22 protein-coding genes are annotated in these 22,958 nt (G+C 60.0%); 16 read left to right on the top strand and 6 right to left on the bottom strand.

The annotated features are described in order from the left end of the window. Window positions 1-6: 6 nt before the first annotated feature. The gene (gene recQ, locus AC2TAD_RS17070) at window positions 7-2,046 is read right to left on the bottom strand and encodes a DNA helicase RecQ (RefSeq protein ID WP_480869081.1); all 2,040 of its coding nucleotides are present in this window, start codon (window positions 2,044-2,046) and stop codon (window positions 7-9) included. A gap of 78 nt (window positions 2,047-2,124) precedes the next feature. After that, a complete protein-coding gene (locus AC2TAD_RS17075; RefSeq protein ID WP_480869082.1) occupies window positions 2,125-2,412 on the bottom strand; it encodes a YggT family protein in 288 nt (95 codons plus the stop codon). Window positions 2,413-2,541: 129 nt separating this feature from the next. Here AC2TAD_RS17075 and AC2TAD_RS17080 point away from each other — a divergent pair, with 129 nt between their 5' ends. From AC2TAD_RS17080 to smpB, 10 genes are all read left to right on the top strand, one after another. Further along, window positions 2,542-3,909, top strand: a complete 1,368-nt coding sequence (locus AC2TAD_RS17080; RefSeq protein WP_480869083.1) for an MFS transporter — start codon at window positions 2,542-2,544, stop codon at window positions 3,907-3,909. Continuing rightward, complete coding sequence (mepA, locus tag AC2TAD_RS17085) at window positions 3,906-4,769, top strand: penicillin-insensitive murein endopeptidase (protein ID WP_480869084.1); 864 nt, start codon at window positions 3,906-3,908, stop codon at window positions 4,767-4,769. The genes AC2TAD_RS17080 and mepA overlap by 4 nt, the downstream gene beginning before the upstream one ends. Then, window positions 4,742-5,626: an esterase-like activity of phytase family protein gene (locus tag AC2TAD_RS17090; protein ID WP_480869085.1), complete on the top strand. Its 885-nt coding sequence runs from the start codon at window positions 4,742-4,744 to the stop codon at window positions 5,624-5,626. Before mepA ends, AC2TAD_RS17090 begins: the two co-directional genes overlap by 28 nt. Before the next feature lie 90 nt (window positions 5,627-5,716). Further along, complete coding sequence (locus AC2TAD_RS17095; RefSeq protein WP_170755180.1) at window positions 5,717-6,361, top strand: queuosine precursor transporter; 645 nt, start codon at window positions 5,717-5,719, stop codon at window positions 6,359-6,361. Window positions 6,362-6,624: 263 nt separating this feature from the next. After that, window positions 6,625-7,044, top strand: a complete 420-nt coding sequence (gene arfB, locus AC2TAD_RS17100) for an alternative ribosome rescue aminoacyl-tRNA hydrolase ArfB (RefSeq protein ID WP_480869086.1) — start codon at window positions 6,625-6,627, stop codon at window positions 7,042-7,044. Between the two features lie 55 nt (window positions 7,045-7,099). Continuing rightward, window positions 7,100-7,843, top strand: a complete 744-nt coding sequence (locus AC2TAD_RS17105) for an SDR family oxidoreductase (RefSeq protein WP_480869087.1) — start codon at window positions 7,100-7,102, stop codon at window positions 7,841-7,843. 81 nt (window positions 7,844-7,924) lie between these two features. Then, window positions 7,925-8,941, top strand: coding sequence for a P1 family peptidase (locus AC2TAD_RS17110; protein ID WP_480869088.1), 1,017 nt, complete (start codon window positions 7,925-7,927; stop codon window positions 8,939-8,941). A gap of 113 nt (window positions 8,942-9,054) precedes the next feature. After that, on the top strand, window positions 9,055-9,468 hold the full coding sequence (locus AC2TAD_RS17115) for a c-type cytochrome (RefSeq protein WP_170755183.1): 414 nt from the start codon (window positions 9,055-9,057) through the stop codon (window positions 9,466-9,468). A 152-nt stretch (window positions 9,469-9,620) separates the two neighbouring features. Continuing rightward, the gene (gene idi / locus AC2TAD_RS17120; RefSeq protein ID WP_480869089.1) at window positions 9,621-10,163 is read left to right on the top strand and encodes an isopentenyl-diphosphate Delta-isomerase; all 543 of its coding nucleotides are present in this window, start codon (window positions 9,621-9,623) and stop codon (window positions 10,161-10,163) included. Window positions 10,164-10,204: 41 nt separating this feature from the next. Continuing rightward, window positions 10,205-10,687 (top strand): SsrA-binding protein SmpB, encoded by a 483-nt coding sequence (smpB, locus tag AC2TAD_RS17125; protein WP_170755184.1) that lies wholly within the window; start codon window positions 10,205-10,207, stop codon window positions 10,685-10,687. A 13-nt stretch (window positions 10,688-10,700) separates the two neighbouring features. On the opposite strand, the gene glpK is transcribed toward smpB, so the two are convergent. The 3 genes from glpK to panB form a co-directional block, all read right to left on the bottom strand. Further along, on the bottom strand, window positions 10,701-12,179 hold the full coding sequence (glpK, locus tag AC2TAD_RS17130) for a glycerol kinase GlpK (RefSeq protein ID WP_480869090.1): 1,479 nt from the start codon (window positions 12,177-12,179) through the stop codon (window positions 10,701-10,703). A 70-nt stretch (window positions 12,180-12,249) separates the two neighbouring features. Continuing rightward, window positions 12,250-13,092: a pantoate--beta-alanine ligase gene (gene panC / locus AC2TAD_RS17135; protein ID WP_480869091.1), complete on the bottom strand. Its 843-nt coding sequence runs from the start codon at window positions 13,090-13,092 to the stop codon at window positions 12,250-12,252. Then, window positions 13,089-13,928 (bottom strand): 3-methyl-2-oxobutanoate hydroxymethyltransferase, encoded by an 840-nt coding sequence (panB, locus tag AC2TAD_RS17140; RefSeq protein WP_480869092.1) that lies wholly within the window; start codon window positions 13,926-13,928, stop codon window positions 13,089-13,091. The genes panC and panB overlap by 4 nt, the downstream gene beginning before the upstream one ends. A 170-nt stretch (window positions 13,929-14,098) precedes the next feature. Here panB and AC2TAD_RS17145 point away from each other — a divergent pair, with 170 nt between their 5' ends. The 6 genes from AC2TAD_RS17145 to AC2TAD_RS17170 are packed head-to-tail and all read left to right on the top strand — an operon-like array spanning window position 14,099 to window position 21,586. Then, entirely contained in the window at window positions 14,099-15,586 is a 1,488-nt protein-coding gene (locus AC2TAD_RS17145; protein ID WP_480869093.1) for an ABC transporter substrate-binding protein, read from the top strand. Between the two features lie 59 nt (window positions 15,587-15,645). Continuing rightward, window positions 15,646-16,707 carry a ligand-gated ion channel gene (locus AC2TAD_RS17150; protein WP_170355880.1) on the top strand — a complete coding sequence of 354 codons (1,062 nt, stop codon included), beginning with the start codon at window positions 15,646-15,648 and terminating at the stop codon, window positions 16,705-16,707. Window positions 16,708-16,747: 40 nt separating this feature from the next. Continuing rightward, entirely contained in the window at window positions 16,748-17,695 is a 948-nt protein-coding gene (locus AC2TAD_RS17155) for an ABC transporter permease (protein WP_480869094.1), read from the top strand. After that, window positions 17,692-18,507 carry an ABC transporter permease gene (locus AC2TAD_RS17160; protein ID WP_480869095.1) on the top strand — a complete coding sequence of 272 codons (816 nt, stop codon included), beginning with the start codon at window positions 17,692-17,694 and terminating at the stop codon, window positions 18,505-18,507. The genes AC2TAD_RS17155 and AC2TAD_RS17160 overlap by 4 nt, the downstream gene beginning before the upstream one ends. After that, complete coding sequence (locus tag AC2TAD_RS17165) at window positions 18,504-20,102, top strand: ABC transporter ATP-binding protein (protein ID WP_480869096.1); 1,599 nt, start codon at window positions 18,504-18,506, stop codon at window positions 20,100-20,102. Before AC2TAD_RS17160 ends, AC2TAD_RS17165 begins: the two co-directional genes overlap by 4 nt. 32 nt (window positions 20,103-20,134) lie before the next feature. Beyond that, window positions 20,135-21,586 carry an aldehyde dehydrogenase family protein gene (locus AC2TAD_RS17170; RefSeq protein ID WP_480869097.1) on the top strand — a complete coding sequence of 484 codons (1,452 nt, stop codon included), beginning with the start codon at window positions 20,135-20,137 and terminating at the stop codon, window positions 21,584-21,586. 3 nt (window positions 21,587-21,589) lie between these two features. Here the strand turns inward: AC2TAD_RS17170 and pncB are convergent, their stop codons facing one another. Beyond that, entirely contained in the window at window positions 21,590-22,882 is a 1,293-nt protein-coding gene (gene pncB / locus AC2TAD_RS17175) for a nicotinate phosphoribosyltransferase (protein ID WP_480869098.1), read from the bottom strand. Window positions 22,883-22,958: the final 76 nt, after the last annotated feature.

Genomic DNA, 22,958 nt, shown 5'->3' on the forward strand with positions numbered 1-22,958 from the left:
GCGTATTTAGCCCGCCTGTTCCAGCACGTCCAGAAAGGCGGCGCCAAACCTTTCGTGACGACGGTCGCCCAGCACCTGTTCCAGCCCGCGCTGATCGCCGGGCCGCAGTTGGGCCACCTTGGCCAGTTGCGAGGCCGAACACGTCAGCGGTTTGTCGATCCCATCCGGCCCGCGGGTCAGGTCATTCTGTGCGGCCAGAAGCTGGTCGTAGATCTCGCCCTGATCGCGCCCGGCCAGTTTGCGGCGGGCCGGGTGCAGGGCGGCGGCCTCACCCGCGATCACCTCAAGGAAAGTATCGCCATAGCGTTCCAGCTTTTTCGCGCCAATACCCACGATCCGGGCCATATCGTCCAGCGTCATCGGGCGGGTTTCCGCCATTTCGATGAGGGTGCGGTCGGGAAAGATGACATAGGCCGGAACCCGTTGGGATTCTGCCAGCGCGCGGCGTTTGGCCTTGAGCGCCGACAGCAGCGGCGCGTCTTCTTCGGCCACCATAGCCTTGACGGCGGGGCGCCGGGTGGCTTTGCGGATCGTGTCCTTGCGCAGGTTGATCTGCGCCTCGCCCTTCAGGATCGGCTTGGCGGCCTTGGTCATGCGCAGCGCGCCGTGGCGGTCGGGATCGGGACGGACCAGATCATGTCCCATCATCTGCCGGAAAATTGCCTGCCATTGCGGGCGGGACCAGTCCTTGCCAATGCCCCATGTGGACAGGGCGTCGTGCCGCCGCGCGCGGACCTTGTCGGTTTCATTGGCCAGCAGGATGTCGATCAGATGGCCCGATCCAAACCATTCCTCGGTGCGCAGGATCGCGGATAGGGCCATGCGGACGGGGGTGGTGCCGTCGAACACTTCGGGCGGGGTGTCGCAGAGATCGCATTTGCCGCAGGGCTCGGCCTTTTCGCCGAAATAGCCCAGCAGGGATTGACGGCGACAGACCAGCGCCTCGGCCAACCCAAGCAGAGCATTCAGACGGGCATGGTCGGCCATACGCCGTTCAGCCGGGGCCAGCCCTTCGTCGATTTGCGAGCGGCGCAGGCGGATGTCATCTGGTCCAAACAGGGTCAGAGTCTCGGCCGGGCCGCCGTCGCGGCCCGCGCGGCCGATCTCCTGATAGTATGCCTCGATGGATTTGGGCAGGTCCGCATGGGCGACCCAGCGGATGTCGGGTTTGTCGATGCCCATACCAAAGGCGACGGTCGCGACCACGATCAGTCCATCTTCGCGCGCAAAGCGGGTTTCGACAATGCGGCGATCTTCGGGGTCCATACCGCCGTGATAGTGACAGGCCGAGTGTCCCTCGGCGCGCAGGGCCTGCGCCAGCACTTCGGTCTTGTTGCGGGTGCCGCAATAGACGATGCCGGATTGCCCTTTGCGCGCGGCGGCGAAATCCAGCACCTGTTTGCGTGGCCCGTCTTTGGCAGCAAAGGCCAGATGGATGTTGGGTCGGTCAAACCCGCGCAGAAATTTGCGGGGCGCGGTGCCGTCGAACAGTTTCTCGACAATCTCATCCTGCGTTTCGGCATCCGCTGTGGCGGTGAAGGCTGCCAAGGGGACGTTCAGCGCGCGCCGCAGCTCTCCGATCCGCAGGTAATCGGGGCGGAAGTCATGGCCCCATTGGCTGACGCAATGCGCCTCGTCCACCGCAATAAGGCTGACATTGATCCGGCGCAGCATTCCCAAAGCCGACCCGGCGGCCAGACGTTCGGGGGCCATGTATAGGAGTTTCAGCCGCCCGGCCTCCAATGCCTCCCAGACCGCATCGGTTTCTTCGGGAGTGTTGCCCGAGGTCAGCGCGCCAGCCTCAACCCCGGCCTCTTGCAACCCGCGCACCTGATCGCGCATCAGGGCGATCAGGGGGGAAATCACCACCGTCACGCCGTCGCGCAGCAGGGCAGGCAGTTGGAAACAAAGGGATTTACCGCCACCCGTGGGCATGATGGCCAGAACGTTCTCGCCTGCCGTCACGGCGTCGACGATCTCTTCCTGACCGGGTCGGAAATCGTCGAATCCAAAGACATCTCGCAGCAAAGGCGCGGAGTCGAACATCTGCGGGGTTGCCCTGTTTTAAGGTTTATCTGCTCTTAAGACAGGACAATCACACACTAAGATTCGGTGAACAAGAGGTCAGACGAAATAGACCATATTGTTGATCAGAATGATCCGCGCCGCATAGACGCCGACCAGCACGACAAGAGGCGTCAGGTCCAGCCCGCCCATCGCGGGTAGGATACGGCGGATCGGTCCGTATATCGGCTCGAGTATGCGGTTCAGGCCGTACCAGATTTGCGCCACCAGCTGTTGATGCAGGTTTAGCACCTGAAAATTGATCAGCCAGCTCATGATCACATGGGCCAGAATGATGAACCAGACAATGTCCAGGATCAGCAGAAGGATTTGGATCAGCGACAGCATGGGGCCTCCGGGGTATTGCTTTGTCGAGACGTAAGCGCCCCGGCGTCAAAGAGCAAGCCCGCGCCAACACAACCCTTGCGAATTGGGGTAAAGCCCCGTCTTATAAAGACAACGATAACAGGGGCAGTCATGGCAGAGATTTCCAAGCGCAAGCGCATCTGGGGCTGGTGGTTTTTTGACTGGGCCAGTCAGCCCTATCACACGTTGTTGGTCACCTTTGTCTTTGGCCCCTATTTTGCGGGCGTTGCGGCGGGGTACTTCAGCGGCACCGGGCTGGATGCACAGGCCGCCGCCGCGCGGGCGCAAACGGTTTGGGCCAATTGCCTGACGATCACCGGGCTGATCATCGCTTTTGGTGCCCCCTTGCTGGGCGCTATGGCGGATGTATCAGGGCGGCGCATCCCGTGGATATTTGCGTTCTCGGTGATGTATGCGGTGGGCTCGGCTGCGCTGTGGTATACGTTGCCTGATGGGTCGAACATGTGGCTGATGCTGTCAGCCTTTGGTCTGGGCTTTGTGGGGGCGGAATACGCGCTGATCTTCATCAACTCGCAATTGCCTGATCTGGGCGATGACAGCGAAGTGGGTGAGATTTCGGGATCGGGCTTTGCCTTCGGTTATTTTGGCGGGCTGATCTCGCTGGCGATTATGTTGCTGCTGTTTGTGGAACAGCCCAATGGCAAAACACTGATCGGCCTGGACCCAGCCTTTGGACTAGACGCCGCCGCGCAGGAGGGGACGCGCTTTGTCGGCCCCTTCACCGCGTTGTGGTTCGTGCTGTTTATGGCGCCTTATTTCTTGTGGGTTCGCGACGATCCGCAGACCCAGAAAACGGGTAGCCTGGCTGAGGCGCTGCGGTTGCTGGGCAAATCCATCTCGGATCTGCGGCACCGGGTCAGTCTGGCGACCTATCTGGGGTCATCCATGTTCTACCGCGATGCGCTGAACGGGCTTTACAGCTTCGGTGGCGTTTACGCACGGTTGGTGCTGGAATGGGATCTGATCAAGATCGGCGTCTTTGGGATTGTCAGCGTTCTGGCCTCGGCCATCTTTGCGTGGATCGGGGGCAAGGCGGACAAGAAATACGGCCCTAAACCAGTGATTTTGATCGCGATCTGGGTGCTGATCTTTGTCTGTATCACCGTGGTGTCGATGGACCGGACACAGATTTACGGCATTGCTTTAACCGAGGGGTCGGGCCTGCCGGATATGGTGTTCTTTGGTTGTGGCGTCCTGATCGGCGGTATGGGGGGCATCCTGCAATCGGCCAGCCGGTCGTTAATGGTGCGCCACACGGACCCAAAAGCCCCGGTCGAGAGCTTTGGCCTGTATGGCCTGTCGGGCCGGGCCACCGCATTTGCCGCGCCTTTGTTGGTGGGGATTGTCACGGCGGCCACAGGAAGTGCGCGTCTGGGGGTGTCACCGATCATTGCTTTGTTTATTCTGGGCTTGTTCCTAATGCGCTGGGTTAAACCGGAAGGGGATCAGAGCAGATGATTTTATTACGTTTTTTGACCGTATTGGCGGCCATTGCATGGGCGGGCGCAGTGGGCGCACAGCCGCTGGCCAAACAGCTTTTCGGGGCGCAAAAGCAAAGTTCGCAGCAAAAACCAGCCGCGTTCGGCAGTTATTCGCGCGGATGTGCCGCCGGTTCGGTGCAGCTGCCCGAAACTGGACCTACCTGGCAGGCCATGCGCCTGTCGCGCAACCGCAACTGGGGGCACCCAGTGGCGATCGACTATGTGCAGGATCTCAGCCGGTTTGCTGCGAAACAGCCAGGCTGGAATGGGCTTTATGTCGGGGATATCAGCCAGCCGAGGGGCGGGCCGATGACATCCGGTCACCGCTCGCACCAGTTGGGCCTCGATATCGACATCTGGATGCTGCCCGGCGACAACATGCGACTGGGGCGCAAAGCGCGCGAGAACATCTCGTCAATTTCCCTGCGCCGGTCCGCAGGGGCCTTTGTGAATGACAACTGGACCCGACAACACCACGAGATCCTGAAAGCCGCCGCCAAGGACAAGCGCGTGGCGCGGATTTTTGTCTTTCCTGGCGCCAAGGTGCAAATGTGCAAGGATGAAAAGGGCAACCGCGCCTATTTGCGAAAAATCCGGCCATGGTGGGGGCATCACTATCATTTCCATGTTCGACTGGCCTGTCCGCGTGGTTCGAAAGGATGCGTCAATCAGGACCCGCCACCCAAGGGCGATGGCTGTGATCAAGCGCAGCAATGGGTGAACAACATTCTCAACCCGCCTCCGCCCGATCCCAATGCGCCTGCACCGAAGCCCCGGCGTGAATATCGTTTGGCCGATCTGCCTCAGCAATGCGCCGCCGTTCTGCAATCCAACTGATCTGCGCGCTGCCCTTTGCGGGGGCAGCAACAGCGGTCGAGGTCAAGTCCGCGACCCATCTGCAAAGCCATGTGTGGCGTCACACCGCTGATTGGTTCGGCGGGTTTTCGGCCCTGCAGATGTCAGAGGGTGGCCGCAAGATGGTCGTGCTTAGCGATCGGGCGACGTTGGTGAGCGCGACCATTGCGCGGGATAAGAACGGTATCCGAGATATCCAAATCACAGGCCACTGGCCGGTTCTGTCCAGCAAGGGGCGACCTTTGACAGGAAGGGTTGGCGATTCCGAGGGTATCGCCTTTGCGTCCGATGGCAGCTTTTACATCTCATTCGAGGCCCTGCACCGCGTGGCGCATTATCGCGCCCCAAGTGCCAAAGCCAGTGTGCTACCCCGGTCGCAAGCATTCCAAACCCATGACCTGAACGGGTCTTTCGAAGCTTTGGCAATTGACGCTGCAGGTCAGCTTTACACCATGCCCGAGAAAAGCCGGACTCCGCATGGCGACATCCCCGTCTATCGCTGGGATGGGCAAGCGTGGTCGACACCGTTTGTGCTGCCGCAGAGCGGAAAATTCCTGCCTGTATCGGCCGATTTCGACCCCGACGGCAGGCTTTACGTGTTGGAGCGTGCCTTGGGGTGGACGGGGTTTAAGTCCCGGTTGCGGCGCTGGCAGATTGACGCAGACGGGCCTCAGACCGAAGAAACCCTGTTCCAGACCGGCACCGGCGCGCATGACAACCTGGAAGGTCTGTCCATCTGGCGCGACGATCAGGGGCGGCTGCGGGCAACGATGATCTCGGATGACAACTTTCTGGCCTTACAACGCACCGAGCTGGTGGAATACCTGCTGCCCGATTGACTTAGGTCCCCCAAGCGTCTAAACGCACGGCTTGCCTTGGGATACCCCCTGGCCAAGTCGCCGCTACCTTGACAAAACGGGCATCAAAATATGCAACGCGCTTACATTCCCGGCATTCTTGCCATGGCCGCCATCGTCGTGGCCTCGAACATTCTGGTCCAGTTCCTGATCTTTGACGGGCTGTTGACCTGGGGTGCTTTCACCTATCCGCTGGCCTTTCTGGTCACAGACATCATGAACCGCGTCTACGGCGTGGCCACGGCCCGCAAGGTCGTGTTCGCAGGTTTCATCACCGGTATCATCTGCTCGCTGATCGGCAGCCAGATCATGCTGCAGGGCGACGGGTTCACCTATGCCGCCGTGCCGCTGCGCATCGCCGTGGCCTCGGGCACCGCGTTCCTGATCGCGCAGCTGACCGACGTCACCGTGTTCAATGCAATGCGCGGAGGCCGCTGGTGGCGCGCGCCGCTGGTCTCGACCCTGGTCGGATCGGCGCTGGATACGGCGCTGTTCTTCACCATCGCGTTCTCGGCCTCGATCACCGTGTTTGGCGCCAATGCCGACGCCGCGATCAACTGGGCGTGGGAGCCGGTACCCTTCATGCTGACCGGTCCAATGGCCCCCCTGTGGGTGACGTTGGCTTTCGCGGATTGGCTGGTGAAACTGTCGCTGGCCATGATCGCGCTAATCCCGTTCAAAGTGATCGTCTCGCGCCTGACCGCACAGCCTGCGTAAAAAAACGTTTGGAGATTGGCGCATCTTGTGTCACCATCCTTATCAACCGCAACAGATAGATAAGGAGGTGATCCAGTGTCGAGAAAGAGATTGGAGAGAGGTGTCGGAACAACCGGGGGGATCGCCTGTTAGGGCAGCCCTTGGCGGAGCGCTCGCTCCGGCTGGTCGATTGATCTAACCGACCCAACCTCCTGAACTTTCGAAGGGCTGTCCCGCCGGGGCGGCCCTTTTTGTTTTGTGCTCGGGCAGTTAAGGTCGCGCCTATGTTGCGCATCACCGACGATATCATTCTGCAAGACTGGGAAATGACCGAAAGCTTTGTGCGGTCCTCCGGTCCCGGCGGGCAGAACGTGAACAAGGTCTCAACTGCCGTTGAGCTGCGGTTCGAAGCTGCGCGGTCTCCGTCGCTGCCTGATCCGGTGAAAAACCGGCTGAAAAAGCTGGCCGGGCGACGCTGGACTAAAGAGGGCGCGATCATCATCCAGTGCGAGGAAACCCGCAGCCAGGCCCGCAACCGCGAGTTGGCCCGTGCCCGTCTGGCCGAGCTGATCGCCCGCGCACTGATCAAGCCCAAACGACGGGTTGCGACCAAGCCCACCTATGGCTCGGTCAAACGGCGGCTGGCGGCGAAAAAAGCGCGCGGAGACGTCAAGGCGCTGCGTGGGCGGGTCAGCGAAGATTGAACTGGCAGTTTCACCACGCCTTGCTAGTCTGACCTCCAAACGGGAGGGCAAGACCATGAGGCTTAAGGGCAAAACCGCAATCGTAACCGGCGGCGCGTCGGGTTTTGGTGCCGGTATCGTCGAGCGGTTCCTGGCAGAAGGCGCACGGGTCATGATCGCCGATATCAATGGCGATGCGGCACAAGCATTGGCGAAACAGCACGAAAACGCCACCGCCCAAACGGTCGATGTGGCCAACTCCGCCTCGGTTCAGGCCATGTCAGATGCGGCCAGCGATGCTTTCGGCCCCGTCGATATTCTTGTCAATAATGCGGGCGTCACCCATCTGCCAACCCCGCTCGAGGACGTGTCCGAAGATGATTTCGATCGTGTCTTCAACGTGAATATGAAATCCGTCTACCTGACAGCGCGCGCTTTTGTTCCGCAGATGAAGGCGCGCGGAGCGGGTGCAATCCTGAACGTGGCCTCGACGGCGGGCCTGTCACCGCGCCCGAACCTGAACTGGTACAACGCTTCGAAAGGTTGGATGATCACCGCCACCAAAACCATGGCCGTCGAACTTGCCCCATCAGGCGTCCGCGTCAACGCCATCTGTCCCGTGGCGGGCGAAACTCCGCTGCTGAAATCCTTCATGGGCGAGGACACCCCCGAAATCCGCGCCAAATTTCTGTCCACCATCCCGCTGGGCCGCTTCTCAACCCCGCAGGATATGGCGAACGCCGCCCTGTTCTTGTGCTCGGACGAGGCCAGCATGATCACCGGCACAGCTTTGGAGGTCGACGGTGGCCGCTGTATCTGATCCGCTCTTCATCTGGCCAAAAATACCTCCGCCGGAGGCAGCGCGCTTGCGCGCTTCCCCTCCCCACAGGATCACCTAGAAATGACGCCCGGACCGAAAAACCTGATCACCGATATCCCCGGCCTGCGCGTCGGCAACGCGCAAGACGGCGCGTTGAAATCCGGCACAACAGTGCTGACGGCGGACGCGCCCTTTACCGCCTCGGTACATGTGATGGGCGGTGCGCCTGGGACACGGGAAACCGACCTGCTGGCCCCGGACAAATCGGTGCAGCGGGTGGATGCGATTACCCTCTCTGGCGGTTCGGCCTTTGGGTTGGACGCCTGTTCAGGCGTCTCGGACGCCTTGCGCGCGGAAGGCAGGGGCTTTGCCGTCGGCCCCGCCATCGTCCCCATCGTTCCCGGAGCCATCTTGTTCGATCTGCTGAACGGGGGTGATAAGACATGGACCGAGAACCCTTATCGCGCATTGGGCCGCACCGCGTTCGAGAACGCAGCCTCTGATTTCGCTCTGGGCACAGCGGGCGCAGGCACAGGAGCTTTGGCCGCCCGACATAAAGGCGGGCTGGGTTCTGCCTCGGTGGTGCTGGAAAACGGTGTCACTGTCGGCGCATTGGTTGCCGCCAACCCGCTTGGCAGTGTCACCACAGCCAGCGACCGTCATTTCTGGGCCGCCCCGTTCGAACTGGGCGGCGAATTCGGCGGTTTAGGGCCTGATCCGACCGCGGGGCTTGGACAGCCCGCGCCCAGCCTCAAGGCGCAGGTCATGCACCCGGCAGCACCTGACAAGGGCAATACAACCATCGCCATTGTCGCCACGGATGCAACCCTATCGAAGCCGCAATGTCAGCGGTTGGCGGTTGCGGCTCATGACGGCATCGCCCGTGCGATCCTGCCCGCCCACACGCCCGGAGATGGCGATCTGGTCTTTGGAGTCAGCACCTGTGCGCGACCCCTGACGTCGCATGCGGATCTGGCGCTGATCGGCCACACGGCCTCGATCTGCCTTGCACGGGCCATTGCCCGCACCGTCTATCTGGCCACACCCGAGGTGGGCGATCTGCTGCCATGTTGGTCACAGAAGCACGACTTTGGTTAAGGACGACTAAAGTCGGGTTGTGACACTGTGTCGTTGCGCGGCAATCTGCGCGTTGACTCTTTTCTGTGCCGGCGTTCCATTCGGTGCAGCCAATATGTATCGGAGCAAAAGCCATGAATCGCATTCTCGCGACTGCAATTGTCGGCCTTCTGGCCCTTCCTGCCTATGCTGAAGGTGACGCAGAAGCTGGCAAGAAAGCCTTCAACAAGTGCAAATCCTGCCACATGATCGCTGATCCGGATGGCGAAGTGATCGTCAAAGGTGGCAAGACCGGCCCGAACCTGTACGGTATCGCGGGCCGCACTGCTGGCACGGTTGAAGACTTCAAATACGGTGACAGCATCGTGGCCGCAGGTGAAAACGGTCTGGTCTGGGATGAGACAACCTTTGTCGAGTACTCTCAGGACCCCAAAGCCTTCCTGAAAACCTATCTGGATGATACAGCGGCCAAGTCGAAAATGACCTTCCGGCTGAAATCCGGCGGTGAAGACGTCTATGCCTATATCGTAAGTGTTTCGGGCGAATAATATCTGACACCGATCTCCTGAGATTCATCGAAAGGCCGCAGTCCCCCTGCGGCCTTTCGTGCGATTGATATGAGTGCTCAACATCGCCACCTTGGAAATACGCAGCCGAACGAGTCCGACCTGTCCGTCGGGCAGGCAGCAGGAGTTGAAAGATGGGAATCATGATCCCGGCCTGGGTCGATGGCGAGTTGACCCCCGTGGACAAGCTTGAAGCGCATGAAAAGGGTTTGCGGCACAAGGCGGTGTCGGTCTTTGTCGTGCGAGGCACCGAGATTTTGCTGCAACGCCGGGCGATGGGCAAATACCACACGCCGGGCCTGTGGGCGAATACCTGCTGCACCCATCCTGACTGGGGTGAGACGCCCTCGGAATGCGCGGTGCGCCGCCTGCGCGAAGAGTTGGGGATTGCCGGGCTTTATCCAGAGTATCGCCACCGGCTGGAATACCACGCTGATGTGGGCAATTCGATGATCGAGCATGAGGTGGTGGACGTGTTCCTCGCCCATGTACGTGGGCCATTGCAGATCGAACCGAACCCAGATGAGGTGATGGATATCCGCTGGATCGACTATCACGACCTTCTGGCCGAGGTGCAGCGCCACCCCGCGCGATTCACGCCCTGGCTCAAGATTTATCTGCACAACCACGCCGACACGATTTTCGGCCCCGACCTGATCATCTCGGCCAAGACCTGAGGGCTTGCAAGGCCGCCCCAAGCCGCCTAAATCAACGCGTCATGGCCAAGCAAAAGCAGAAGACCGACCCGAATTACAAAGTCATCGCCGAAAACCGGCGGGCCCGCTTCGATTACGCGATCGAAGAGGATATAGAGTGCGGCATCATGCTGGAAGGCTCCGAGGTCAAATCCCTGCGCGCAGGTGGCTCGAACATTGCCGAAAGCTATGCCTCGGTCGACGACGGTGAGCTGTGGCTGATCAACAGCTATATCGCCCCGTATGAGCAGGCGAAAGTCTTCAAACACGAAGAACGCCGCCGTCGCAAGTTGTTGGTTTCGCGGAAAGAATTGTCGAGTCTGTGGAACGCTACTCAGCGCAAGGGCATGACGCTGGTGCCGCTGGTTTTGTATTTCAACCACAAGGGCCGGGCCAAGCTGAAGATTGGAATCGCCAAGGGTAAGAAACTGCACGACAAGCGTGAGACGCAAGCCAAACGCGACTGGTCACGTCAGAAACAGCGGCTGATGAAGGATCACAGCTGATCCTTCACCGGATTCAGAACGCCATCGCGGCCGACACGGCCCGTTTCCAACGGTCATAGGCGGCGTCGCGGTCCTCTTGCGACATCTCTGGTTTAAACCGGCGATCCAGCGCCCATGTTTCCGAAAACCCTTGCTGATCGGGATAGACCCCCGCGCGCATTCCGGCCAGCCACGCCGCACCCAGAGCAGTTGTTTCCTGCATCACCGGACGGTCAACTTCGGCCCCCAGATAGTCCGACAAACCCTGCATCGCCCAATCCGAGGCGCTGGCGCCACCGTCGACGCGCAGCGTCACATCGGTATCCGCGCCCCAGTCGCCCTGCATGGCGTGCCACAGATCGCGGGTCTGGTAGGCGATGCTTTCCAAGGTGGCTTTGGCGAACTCGGCCCGACCTGAGTTGCGGGTCAGACCAAACACTGCGCCCCGGCAGTCAGGTTTCCAGTAAGGCGCGCCCAGCCCGGTAAAAGCGGGCACCAGCACGACATGCTGATTAGGGTCTGCTTGTTGCGCCAATTCTCCGCTTTCGGGGGCCGTTTCGATGATTTGCAACGCATCACGCAGCCATTGCACCGCGGCCCCGGCGACAAAGATCGAGCCCTCCAACGCATAGGTCCGTTTGCCGTCCAGCTGGTAGGCGATGGTAGTCAGCAGGCGGTTTTTCGACTCAACCGGTTTGTCGCCCGTGTTCAGCAGCGCGAAACAGCCCGTGCCATAGGTGGATTTCATCATCCCCGGCTGAAAACACGCCTGCCCAATGGTGGCAGCCTGTTGGTCGCCCGCCACGCCCAAAATGGGGATATTCCCCCCTAATAGGGTCGTTTCCCCGAAGTCCGAGGCACAATCATGGACCTGCGGCAGCATATTCATCGGCACGTCCAGCAGATCACAGATCTCCGTGCTCCATTCGCCTTTGTGGATGTCGAACAACAGGGTGCGGGCGGCGTTTGTGGCGTCTGTGGCGTGGCTGCGGCCTTCGGTTAGACGCCAGATCAGGAAGCTGTCGATGGTGCCGAACAGCAGCTCTCCGGCTTCGGCCTTTTCGCGCGCGCCGGGGACGGTATCCAGCAGCCATTTCACCTTGGTGCCCGAGAAATATGGGTCCAGCAGCAAACCGGTCTGGGCCGTCACGTCGTCCTCACACCCTGCTTGTTTATAGCGGGCGCAAATATCGGCGGTGCGGCGGTCCTGCCAGACGATGGCGTTGTGGATCGGTTTCCCGCTGGCGCGATCCCAGACCACGGTGGTTTCACGCTGGTTGGTGATGCCGATACCGGCGATTTGGTCGGGGGTGACGCCATTGGTTTCCATCGCCTCACGGCAGACCCGCAAAACGCTGTCCCAGATTTCCTCGGGATCGTGTTCGACCCAGCCTTCCTGCGGGAAATGCTGGGTGAATTCGTGCTGTGCGGTGCCCGCACGCTGCATTTCAGCGTCAAACAGAATGGCCCGCGATGATGTGGTGCCCTGATCAATAGCGAGAATATAGGTCATGCCCCGCGCCCCCCTCCGGTATTGGTTTTGCAGGACTTTAGCGCAAACAATAGCGCGGGTGCCAGAGCGTTCAGACCGGAATATTGTCGATCAGTCGCACGCCATCTGCCCAAGCGGCCACAAACAGCCGGGCGGGGCGGTCGGCATGAGTCAGCGGCTCTAAGCTGTCAGCGCAGCGCAGTTGGATATATTCGACCTGCGTGAACCCTGCGGCCAGCAGACCGGTCTGCGCTTGCGCAACCAGAACGTCAAAGGCAGTGCCATCTTTCAAAGCGGAGGCCAGTTCGGTCATGATCCGGTGTTTGTGGGCAGCAACCTCCAACCCCTCGGGCGACAGACGCAGGTTGCGCGAGGACATCGCCAGCCCCGAGCGTTCGCGGACGGTGGGGCAGCCGATCACCTCGATCGGGATATCCAGATCGCGGGCCATACGGCGCACGACCATCAGCTGTTGATAGTCTTTTTCCCCGAAATAGGCTCTGTCTGCCTGTGTCTGCAGGAACAGTTTCGCAACCACGGTGGCAACGCCGTCAAAATGTCCGGGGCGGAATTCACCCTCCATCACATTGGTCAGGCCAGTGACGGACACAGTGGTGGCAAAGCCCTGCGGATAGATCTCATCCGGGTCGGGCACATAGATCGCATCCACGTCAAAGGGGGCCAGTTTCTGCGCATCGTCATGTTCCGTGCGCGGATAATTGGCCAAGTCCTCAGGGTTGTTGAACTGCTTGGGGTTCACAAAGATCGTGACAATGACGCGGTCGGCCCCCACCTTGGCGGCCTGAACCAGCGACAGATGCCCCTGATGCAGCGCGCCCATGGTGGGGACCACGCCAATGACCTCACCCTTGCGGTGCCATTCTGTCGTCAACGCGCGCAGATCGGCAAGGCGGCGCAGGATGGGGGCTGTCATGTCTTTGGTCCTTTGGACGGGGCCTGATCGGCAAAGACATGTTCGTCCGCCGGAAAGCTGCGGGCGCGCACTTCGGCGGCGTATTCGGCGATGGCGGCCTCGGCCAGCGGGCCAAGTTCGGCATAACGTTTGACGAATTTCGGTTTGAAGGCGGTGAAAAAGCCCACCATGTCGTCGACTACAAGGATTTGCCCGTCACAGCCAGCCGAGGCGCCGATGCCAATGGTGGGGATCGCAACGTCGGCCGTGATGCGGTCGGCCAGACCTTGCGGAACTTTCTCTAACACGACCGAAAACGCGCCTGCGCCTGCGACGGCGTGGGCGTCGGCCAGAACCGCCTCGGCCTGATCATCGCGGCCCTGTACCTTGTAGCCGCCCAGCGTGTTGATCGACTGTGGGGTCAGGCCGATATGGGCCATCACCGGAATGCCGCGCTTGACCAGAAAGCGGATGGTCTCGGCCATCTCGACCCCACCCTCCAGTTTGACGGCCCCCGCGCCGGTTTCAGCCATCAGTCGCGCTGCGTTGCGGAACGCGTCGGCAGGCGAGTGTTCATAGCTGCCAAAGGGCATGTCGATGACCATCATCGCATTGCTCAGTCCACGGGCGACGGCTTGACCGTGCATCACCATCATCTCCATCGTCACGCCCAACGTCGATTCCAGTCCGTGCAGGACCATGCCGACGCTGTCGCCGACAAGAACGAAGTCGCAATGGTCGTCCATCAATCGGGCCATCGGCGTCGTGTAGGCGGTCAGCGAGACCAGAGGCTCGCCCCCTTTGCGCGCCCGAATATCTTCGGCGTTGGGGGCTTTTTTGCGGGCGGTGGCGCTCATGATCGCTCCTCCGGGGTTTATGTTGCAGCGCGGCATAGCAGATTGCGGCACCGCATAGAAACCCCGGTTGCGCGAACATTTCCTTGATTGACTGTAGGTTTATGGGAAGATTGGTCTGACAATAGCCCGAAAAAACACGCGGCTGCATATTTCAGTGGGGAGTGATTTTCATGACAAAGCAGAGATTTCGGTCCTTTGCGTCCGCTTTGGCCGTCGGTGCCAGCTTGTTCGCAGGCGAGGCATCGGCCAAATCAGATATTACCATTGCGATGCAGCTTGAGCCGCCGCATCTGGACCCGACAAGCGCCGCCGCGCAAGCCATCGATTCGGTGGTCTATACCAATATCTTCGAAGGGCTGACCCGTTTTATGGGGGACGGCTCGGTCGTGCCCGGTCTTGCGGAAAGTTGGGAGATCTCGGAAGACGGGACGATCTATACGTTCAAGCTACGCGAAGGTGTGACGTTCCACGATGGATCGACCATGGATGCCGAGGACGTCAAGTTCAGCCTTGACCGCGCCCGCGCCGAAGACAGCGCGAATGCGCAGAAAGCTCTGTTCGCCGGGATCGACAGCGTCGAGGTCATGGACCCGCTGACCGTCAAGGTCACTTTGTCCGCGCCGAATGGGAATTTCCTGTTCAATATGGCTTGGGGCGACGCAGTGATTGTCGCGCCTGAGAGTATCGACAACATCAAGACCAACCCGGTCGGAACCGGGGCCTATACCTTTGGCAACTGGGTGCAGGGCGACAGCATCACGGTGAATCGCAACCCGAACTATTGGGGCGATCAGCCCAGCCTTGAGACAGCAACGTTCAAGTTCATCTCGGACCCCACCGCAGCCTTTGCCGCGATGATGGCCGAGGATGTGGACGTGTTCGACAACTTCCCGGCGCCCGAGAACCTGCCGCAATTCGAGGCCGACCCCCGTTTTCAAGTGTTGGTCGGTTCGACCGAGGGCGAAACGATCCTGTCCACCAACAATAAGAAAGCACCATTCGACGACATAAGGGTGCGGCAGGCTATGGCCCATGCGATCGACCGTCAGGCAATTATCGACGGCGCGATGTTTGGCTATGGAACCCCCATCGGCACCCATTTCGCGCCGCACAATCCGGCCTATGTCGATCTGACCGGCAATTCGGCCTATAACCCCGAGAAAGCTGCGCAGCTTCTGGCTGATGCTGGCTATGCCGACGGGTTCGAGACCACGCTGCATCTACCGCCCCCCTCATACGCCCGTCGCGGCGGTGAGATCATCGCCGCGCAGCTGGCGGAGGTTGGGATCAAAGCCGAGATCATCAATGTTGAATGGGCGCAATGGTTGGAATCGGTGTTCAAGGGCAAGGATTTCGGCCTGACTATCGTCAGCCACACCGAGCCGATGGATATCGGCATCTATGCGCGGCCCGACTATTACTTCCAATATGACAGCAGCGATTTTCAAGCGTTGATGAAACTTCTGAACGAGACCACGGACCCTGATGAGCGCAAGAACCTGTTGGGCGATGCGCAACGCCTGATAGCCACCGATTTCGTCAATGGCTACCTGTTCCAGCTGGCCAAGCTGGGTGTTGCCAAAGCCGGTGTGCAGGGCCTGTGGGAGAACGCGCCCACAGCTGCCATCGATCTGACGCAGATCAGTTGGTCTGAATGACCGGAACTGGGGTCGCATTTTGCGGCCGCAGTTTTTCAAGGGTCGGGGTGAACGGTATCATGACGTCTTTTCGTGTTCTTTTGCTATGCGTGTTAACGCTGTGCGGGCTGGCCTCGATGGCCGGTGCGCAAAATGCGCTGAGCACCCGGTTGGACGCACTGGCTGGCACCCCTGAAAATCCGCTGAATGTGGGCGTCGGGATCAGGATCGACCAGATCACCGGCGTTGATCAAAAAGCGGAAAACTATGGGGCGGTGGCGGTTTTGCGGTTCGAATGGACGGACCCTCTGCTGGCGTTTGACGCAGAGCAGACGGGGCGGGACATTCGGGTCTTCAACCCGTCTGACTTGGCGGACCACGCGGCCGAGATTGGCGCCGTCATGCCCGCTTTCGTGATCCACAATCAGCAATCCAACAAATGGATACACGAGGCCGCCGCCTCGGTGCGCAGTGACGGGCGAGTGGTTTACGTCGAGAAATCCTCGCTCACCTTGCAGGCACCTCACTTCGATTTCCGTAAGTACCCGTTCGACACGCAGGATTTCTATTTCGAGGTCGTTTCAGTCTTTCCCGCGGATTACGTGACGTATTACCCGCTGGAAGACTACTCGGGTCTGGGCGATCTGCTGGGCGAGGAAGAATGGGTTCTGGGCAATGCGCGAATGGTGAAAACTCAGGTTCAGGGTCTGTCGGGGAAAGATAGCGATCAGTTGGCGCTGGCCTTTCAGGGCAGCAGGCATCAAACCTACTACATGATCCGGGTGTTCATGCCCATGCTGGTACTCGTTGCTGTTGGCTGGGCGCTGTTCTTTCTGGACGAATACCGCAAACGGATCGAGATTGCGGGCGGCAACCTGCTGGTCTTCGTTGCTTTCAACTGGGCGATTTCTGCTGATCTGCCCAAGCTGGGCTATCTGACCTTTCTGGATTTCGTTCTGCAATGGATGTTCCTGATGACCGGGGCGCTGATTGTGTTCAATGTCGCCTTGCGCAGACTCAAGGTCGCCGGGCGCGAAGACACGGCGCGCAAGCTGGACAATTACGCGGTTAAGTGGATCTATCCTCTGGGCTATGCCGCGATCGTCGGCTACGCGGTTTCTGCTTATTTGCTGATACCTTAGACGCTGGACCAACGACACCTGTGACCCTAACGTGCGATCTATGCTGCGCTACGCTTTCAAACGCCTGATATCGCTGATGATCAGCTTGGCCGTTGCCTCGGTCGTGATCTTCGCGGTGATCGAGGTCGCGCCGGGCGATCCAGCGTCTTTCATGCTGGGCGTAAACGCGCAAGAGGACACACTGGCCGCGTTGCGGGCCGAGCTGGGCTTGGATGGCTCAAAGCTCGAGCGCTACTTCAACTGGGTCGGCGGAATGCTGGTGGGTGATTTCGGTACTTCTTATACCTATCGCACGCCGGTCTCCCAAATGATCGCCGACCGTATGTGGGTGTCCCTGCCGCTGGCGCTATACGCGCTGACCCTGTCGACGCTGATCGCGTTTCCCGCCGGGATTTATGCTGCTGCGCGTCGGGGCAAGCCTGGCGATCTGACCGTAATGGGGGCGACGCAGCTGGGCATCGCGGTACCTAATTTCTGGTTTGCTATGATGCTGGTGCTGATCTTTGCCATCAACCTGCGCTGGTTCAACGCCGGAGGGTTCGCTGGCTGGGATCAGGGGCTTTGGACCGGGCTGCATTCGTTGACTCTGCCCGCCATCGCGCTGGCCTTGCCGCAAGCCGCGATCCTTGCACGGGTCATGCGGTCTTCTCTGCTGGATATTCTGGGCGAGGATTTCATGCGTACCGCCCGCGCCAAGGGTCTGTCGCGCCGTCAGGCCCTGTGGCGGCACGGCGTTCGCAACGCGCTGATTCCGGTGCTGACCATCATTGGGCTGCAGTTTTCATTCCTGCTGGCCGGATCGATCATCATCGAACAGGTCTTTTACCTGCCCGGCCTTGGGCGCTTGGTGTTTCAGGCGATCTCGGCCCGTGATCTGATTGTGGTGGAATCGGTTGTCATGTTGCTGGTCTTTGCCGTCATCACCGTGAATTTCCTGGTCGATCTGGCCTATGCCGCCGTCGATCCCCGCCTCAGGAGCCGGACATGAGCCGCAACCTGATCCTTGGCGCCCTGCTGTCCTCGCTGGTTCTGCTGGCGGCTTTGGTGTCCTTTGTCTGGACACCTTACGACCACGCCGCGTTGGATATTCCCGGCAAGCTAAAGACGCCAAGCGTACAGAACTGGTTCGGGACGGATCATTTCGGCCGCGACATGTTTTCGATGATTATGGTCGGTGCGCGCACGTCGATTGCGGTTGCTCTGGTTGCCGTGGGGATCGGTATGGCGCTGGGCGTGCCGCTTGGCCTGACAGCGGCGGCGCGCAAGGGATCTTGGCTGGATGAGGTGATCATGCGCGGCAATGATCTGGTCTTTGCCTTCCCATCGCTGGTCATTGCGATCCTGATCACAGCCGTATTCGGTGCCGGGGCCATAAACGCCATCATCGCCATCGGTATCTTCAACATCCCTGTCTTCGCCCGCATCACCCGTGGCGCGGCGCTTTCCCTGTGGGAGCGTGAGTTCATCCTAGCCGCCCGTGTCTCGGGCAAGGGTGCTGCGCGCATATCAGCGGAACATATCCTGCCCAATGTCGCCAATCTGTTGATCGTGCAGGGGACCATTCAGTTCAGTCTTGGGATTTTAGCCGAGGCGGGCCTGTCTTACGTCGGACTTGGTGCGCAACCGCCTACGCCCAGCTGGGGCCGAATGCTGGCCGATGCGCAGACAATGGTCAGTTTTGCCCCGCATTTGGCTCTGATTCCAGGGCTGGCGATCATTGTCACGGTGCTGGGTCTGAACCTGCTGGGCGACGGGCTGCGCGATTGGCTGGACCCTCGGATCAGGGTGGCGCGCGCATGAGTTTGCTTGAGGTCGAAAACCTGTCGCTGTCCATCCACGGGGCGCCGATCCTGAAACAGGTCAACCTGTCCATTGATCCCGGACAGATCGTCGCTGTGACAGGTGAAAGCGGCTCGGGCAAGTCGATGACCGCTTTGGCCGTGATGCAACTGTTGCCCAACGGGGCGCAGACGCAGGGCGAGATCCGGCTGGAAGGGCGCGACGTGCTGACCACTCCCGAAGCCGAGATGTGTGCCCTGCGCGGGGCCGCAATCGGGATGGTGTTTCAGGAGCCGATGACAGCCCTGAACCCGGTGAAGACCATCGGCGATCAGGTCATGGAAACGATCCTGATCCATAAGGCTATGCCTGCCACGCAGGCTCTGGACCGCGCAAAGGAAGTGTTGCGCCGCGTGGGCCTTCCCCCGGACCGCTTTCCCCTGTCTCGCTATCCGCATGAGCTGTCAGGCGGACAACGCCAGCGCGTTGTCATTGCCATGGCTATTGCCTTGCGGCCCAAGCTGCTGATCGCGGATGAGCCGACAACGGCGCTGGACGTGACCACGCAGGCACAAATCCTCGATCTGCTGAAAGGGTTGGTTCGCGAATTTGGCATGGGTCTGCTGATGATCACCCATGATCTGGCCGTGGTCGCTGACATGGCAGACCAGATCGTCGTGATGCGGCACGGTGAGGTCGTGGAAGCCGGTTCCACCGACGATCTGCTGCGCAACATGCAGCACCCTTATACCCGTATGCTGTTTGAGGCCTCGGATCATCAGGTAGCCTTGCCCGACACAGCGGGGGATCGCCCGTTGTTAGAGGTCACTCAGGTCGTCCGCGACTATCGCTTGCTGCGCAAGGGTCTGTTCGACAAGCCGGGCCATCACCGCGCGGTGAATCAGGTCAGCTTTACGCTCAATCGTGGTGAACGGCTGGGTTTGGTAGGTGAGTCTGGATGTGGAAAATCGACCCTAACACGGGCTATTCTGGGCTTGGAAGAGGTACAAGCGGGGGAAATCCGTCTGGATGGTGCACTCGTTTTCACGGGCCACAAGCCAAACCCTGCGGTGCGCCGTAAAATGCAGGTGGTGTTTCAGGACCCCTATGGCAGCTTCAACCCCCGCCACAAACTCGCGCGTTTGATCACCGAACCGTTTCATTTGCTGGACACGCCGCCCACAGGGACCGAGCGGCAGGACCGGATCGCAGAAATGCTGACCGACGTGGGCCTCAGCCCCGATGATGCGGGGAAATACATCCACGAATTTTCGGGCGGGCAGCGTCAGCGTATCGCCATTGCCCGTGCCTTGATCATCCGCCCCGAATTGATTCTGTTTGATGAAGCGGTCTCGGCCCTCGATGTTTCAGTTCGTGCGCAAATCCTGGATCTGCTGGCCGAGCTGTGCGCGACCTATGACCTGACCTATCTGTTCATCAGCCACGACCTGAGCGTGGTGCGCACGATCACTGATCGGGTGATGGTCATGCAGGCGGGCAAGATCGTGGAACAAGGCGAGACTGAGCAGGTCTTTGCCAATCCGCAGCACGCCTATACCCGCACCCTGATCGACGCCGCGCCGGTGCTGCCTGATATCGGAGCGCTTGTTGGCTGAAATGTATGATTAGAGCTTGAATGGAGAGAAAGATGCCCAATCCTCTTTGGTTCAACCCCGCACTTTGTTTGATCGGTGGAGAGTGGATCGCGCCCTCTGCTGGAGTCGACCTGCCTTTGATCAACCCCTCGGACGGGACGGAAATCTGTCACATCGCTCGGGGGGACACGTCCGATATCGACGCGGCGGTCGCAGCCGCGCAGGCGGCACTGGATGGGGATTGGGGCCGAAAAACCGCCCTGGAACGCGGGCGCATCCTGACTCGTTTAGGTCAGTTGGTACTCGAACGCGTGGACGATCTGGCCGCGTTAGAGGCGATGGATGTGGGCAAACCGCTGACCCAAGCGCGCGCAGATGCGGTGGCCTTGGCGCGGTATTGCGAATTCTACGGCGGTGCGGCGGATAAAGTGATGGGTGAGACGATTCCTTATCTGGACGGCTATACCGTTTATACCCTGCGCGAACCCCATGGGGTGACGGGCCATATTGTGCCGTGGAACTACCCGATGCAGATCATCGGGCGTTCGGTCGGGGCGGCACTGGCGATGGGCAATGCCTGCGTCCTGAAACCGGCGGAAGAGGCTTGCCTGACCGCGCTGGCCTTAGCTCATCTGGCCCAACAAGCGGGTTTGCCAGCTGGTGCGCTAAACGTGGTGCCAGGTTTAGGGGCCGAAGCCGGAGCGGCACTGTCGGCGCATCCGGGCGTCCACCATATCTCGTTTACAGGGTCGGTCGCGACAGGGGCCTTGGTGCAGCAGGCGGCGGGGCGCAATGTTGTACCAGTAACGTTGGAATTGGGCGGAAAATCCCCGCAACTGGTGTTTGATGATGCCGATCTGGACGCGGCCCTTCCGTTTCTGGTGAATGCGGGTATTCAGAACGCGGGGCAAACCTGTTCGGCCTCGTCCCGTATTCTAGTGCAGCGTGGGGTTTATAGCCAAGTCAAGGCGCGCGTGGTTGCGGCCTATGCTGATCTGACCGTTGGACCTGCGGCGCAGGATTTGCGGGTGGGGCCGTTGATCTCGGCCCGTCAAAAAGAGATTGTCGAAGGGTTTCTGGCCAAAGGCAAAGATCTGACCATCGCCGGCCAAGGACAGATCGTTGAGGATGCTCCGGCTCAAGGTGCTTATGTGCGGCCAACCCTGTTCGCCGATGTGCCGCCTGATCACATGTTGGCGCAGGATGAGATTTTCGGCCCGGTGCAGGTGCTGATCCCTTTCGACACCGAGGACGAAGCCGCAGAGATCGCCAACAGCACCGACTATGGGCTTGTCGCCAGCATCTGGACCCGCGACGGCGCGCGGCAGATGCGGCTGGCGAAACGGCTGAATGCGGGGCAAGTCTTCGTCAATAACTACGGGGCAGGCGGCGGGGTCGAGCTGCCCTTTGGCGGCGTCGGCAAATCCGGTCATGGCCGAGAAAAGGGTTTCGAGGCGCTATACGGCTTTTCACAGCTTAAAACCGTGGCGAATTATCATGGTTAGGGTCTAAACGATCACCTCGATCGCTTTTTGCGCGCCAACGCCGAAGACGCGTTTGTAACGTTCGATCTCGTCCGCCGGTCCCATCGCCTTTTCAGGGTTGTCCGACAATTTCACCGTCGGACGTCCATTGGCCGAGACCGCTTTGCACACCAGCGAAAACGGCGCCAGTGCGTCATTCGGGACCAGCCCGCGGAAATCGTTGGTCAGCAATGTACCCCAGCCAAAGGATACTTTTGTCCGTCCGGCGAATTGGCCATGCAGCTCTCGGATCTTGTCCACATCCAGCCCATCCGAGAATATCACCCGCTTCTCGCGTGGGTCCTCACCGCGTGATTTCCACCAGTTGATCGCGGTTTCCGCCCCCGTTGCCGGGTCGCCACTATCAACACGGATGCCAGTCCAGCCTGCAAGCCAGTCGGGCGCACTGTCCAGAAAGCCCTGTGTTCCATAGGTGTCGGGCAGGATGATACGCAGGTTGCCGTCATGTTCTTCATGCCAGTCGCTGAGAACATCATACGGAGCTTGCGCCAGTTCCGCGTCCGTATCGGCCAGCGCGGAATAGACCATGGGCAGTTCATGCGCGTTGGTGCCGATGGCTTCAACCTCGCGCCGCATGGCGATCAGGCAGTTCGAGGTGCCGGAAAATGCAGACCCTAATCCTTCGATCATGGCTTGTACGCACCAGTCCTGCCACAGGAACGAATGACGCCGCCGGGTGCCGAAATCTGCAATGCCCAGTCCATCAATGTCGCGCAATTGTTCAATCTTTTCCCAAACGCGGGTCATTGCGCGGGCATAGAGCACCTGCAGCTCGAACCGGCGCATGTCGTTCAGCACGGCGCGCGAGCGTAGCTCCATCAGTACGGCAAGCGCGGGAATTTCCCACAGCATGACCTCATGCCATTTGCCCTCGAACGTCAGTTCGTACTGATCGCCCTTACGTTCCAGATGATAGGGGGGCAGGCGCAGATTCTCGAACCACTCCATGAAATCGGACCGGAACATCTGCCGCTTGCCATAGAACATATTGCCCCGCAGCCAAGTGCTTTCACCGCGGCTGAGGCTGAGTGAGCGGATATGATCCAGCTGTTCGCGCAGTTCACCCTCGTCGATGAGCTTCGCCAAAGGGATGTGATTCGACCGATTAATCAGCGAAAACACAACATCCGTTTGGGGCCGATTTCGAAACACTGACTGGCACATCAGCAGTTTGTAGAAATCTGTGTCGATTAAAGACCGTACAATCGGGTCAATCTGCCATTTATGATTGTACACACGTGCCGCAATATCGACCATGAGGAACTCCTGCGATTTCCGTTGTTAGATCAATCGGTGTGTGGAATGGCAAGAGTCGCTGGTTTGGTGACAATGA

This window comes from Ruegeria sp. HKCCD7628, assembly GCF_057221005.1.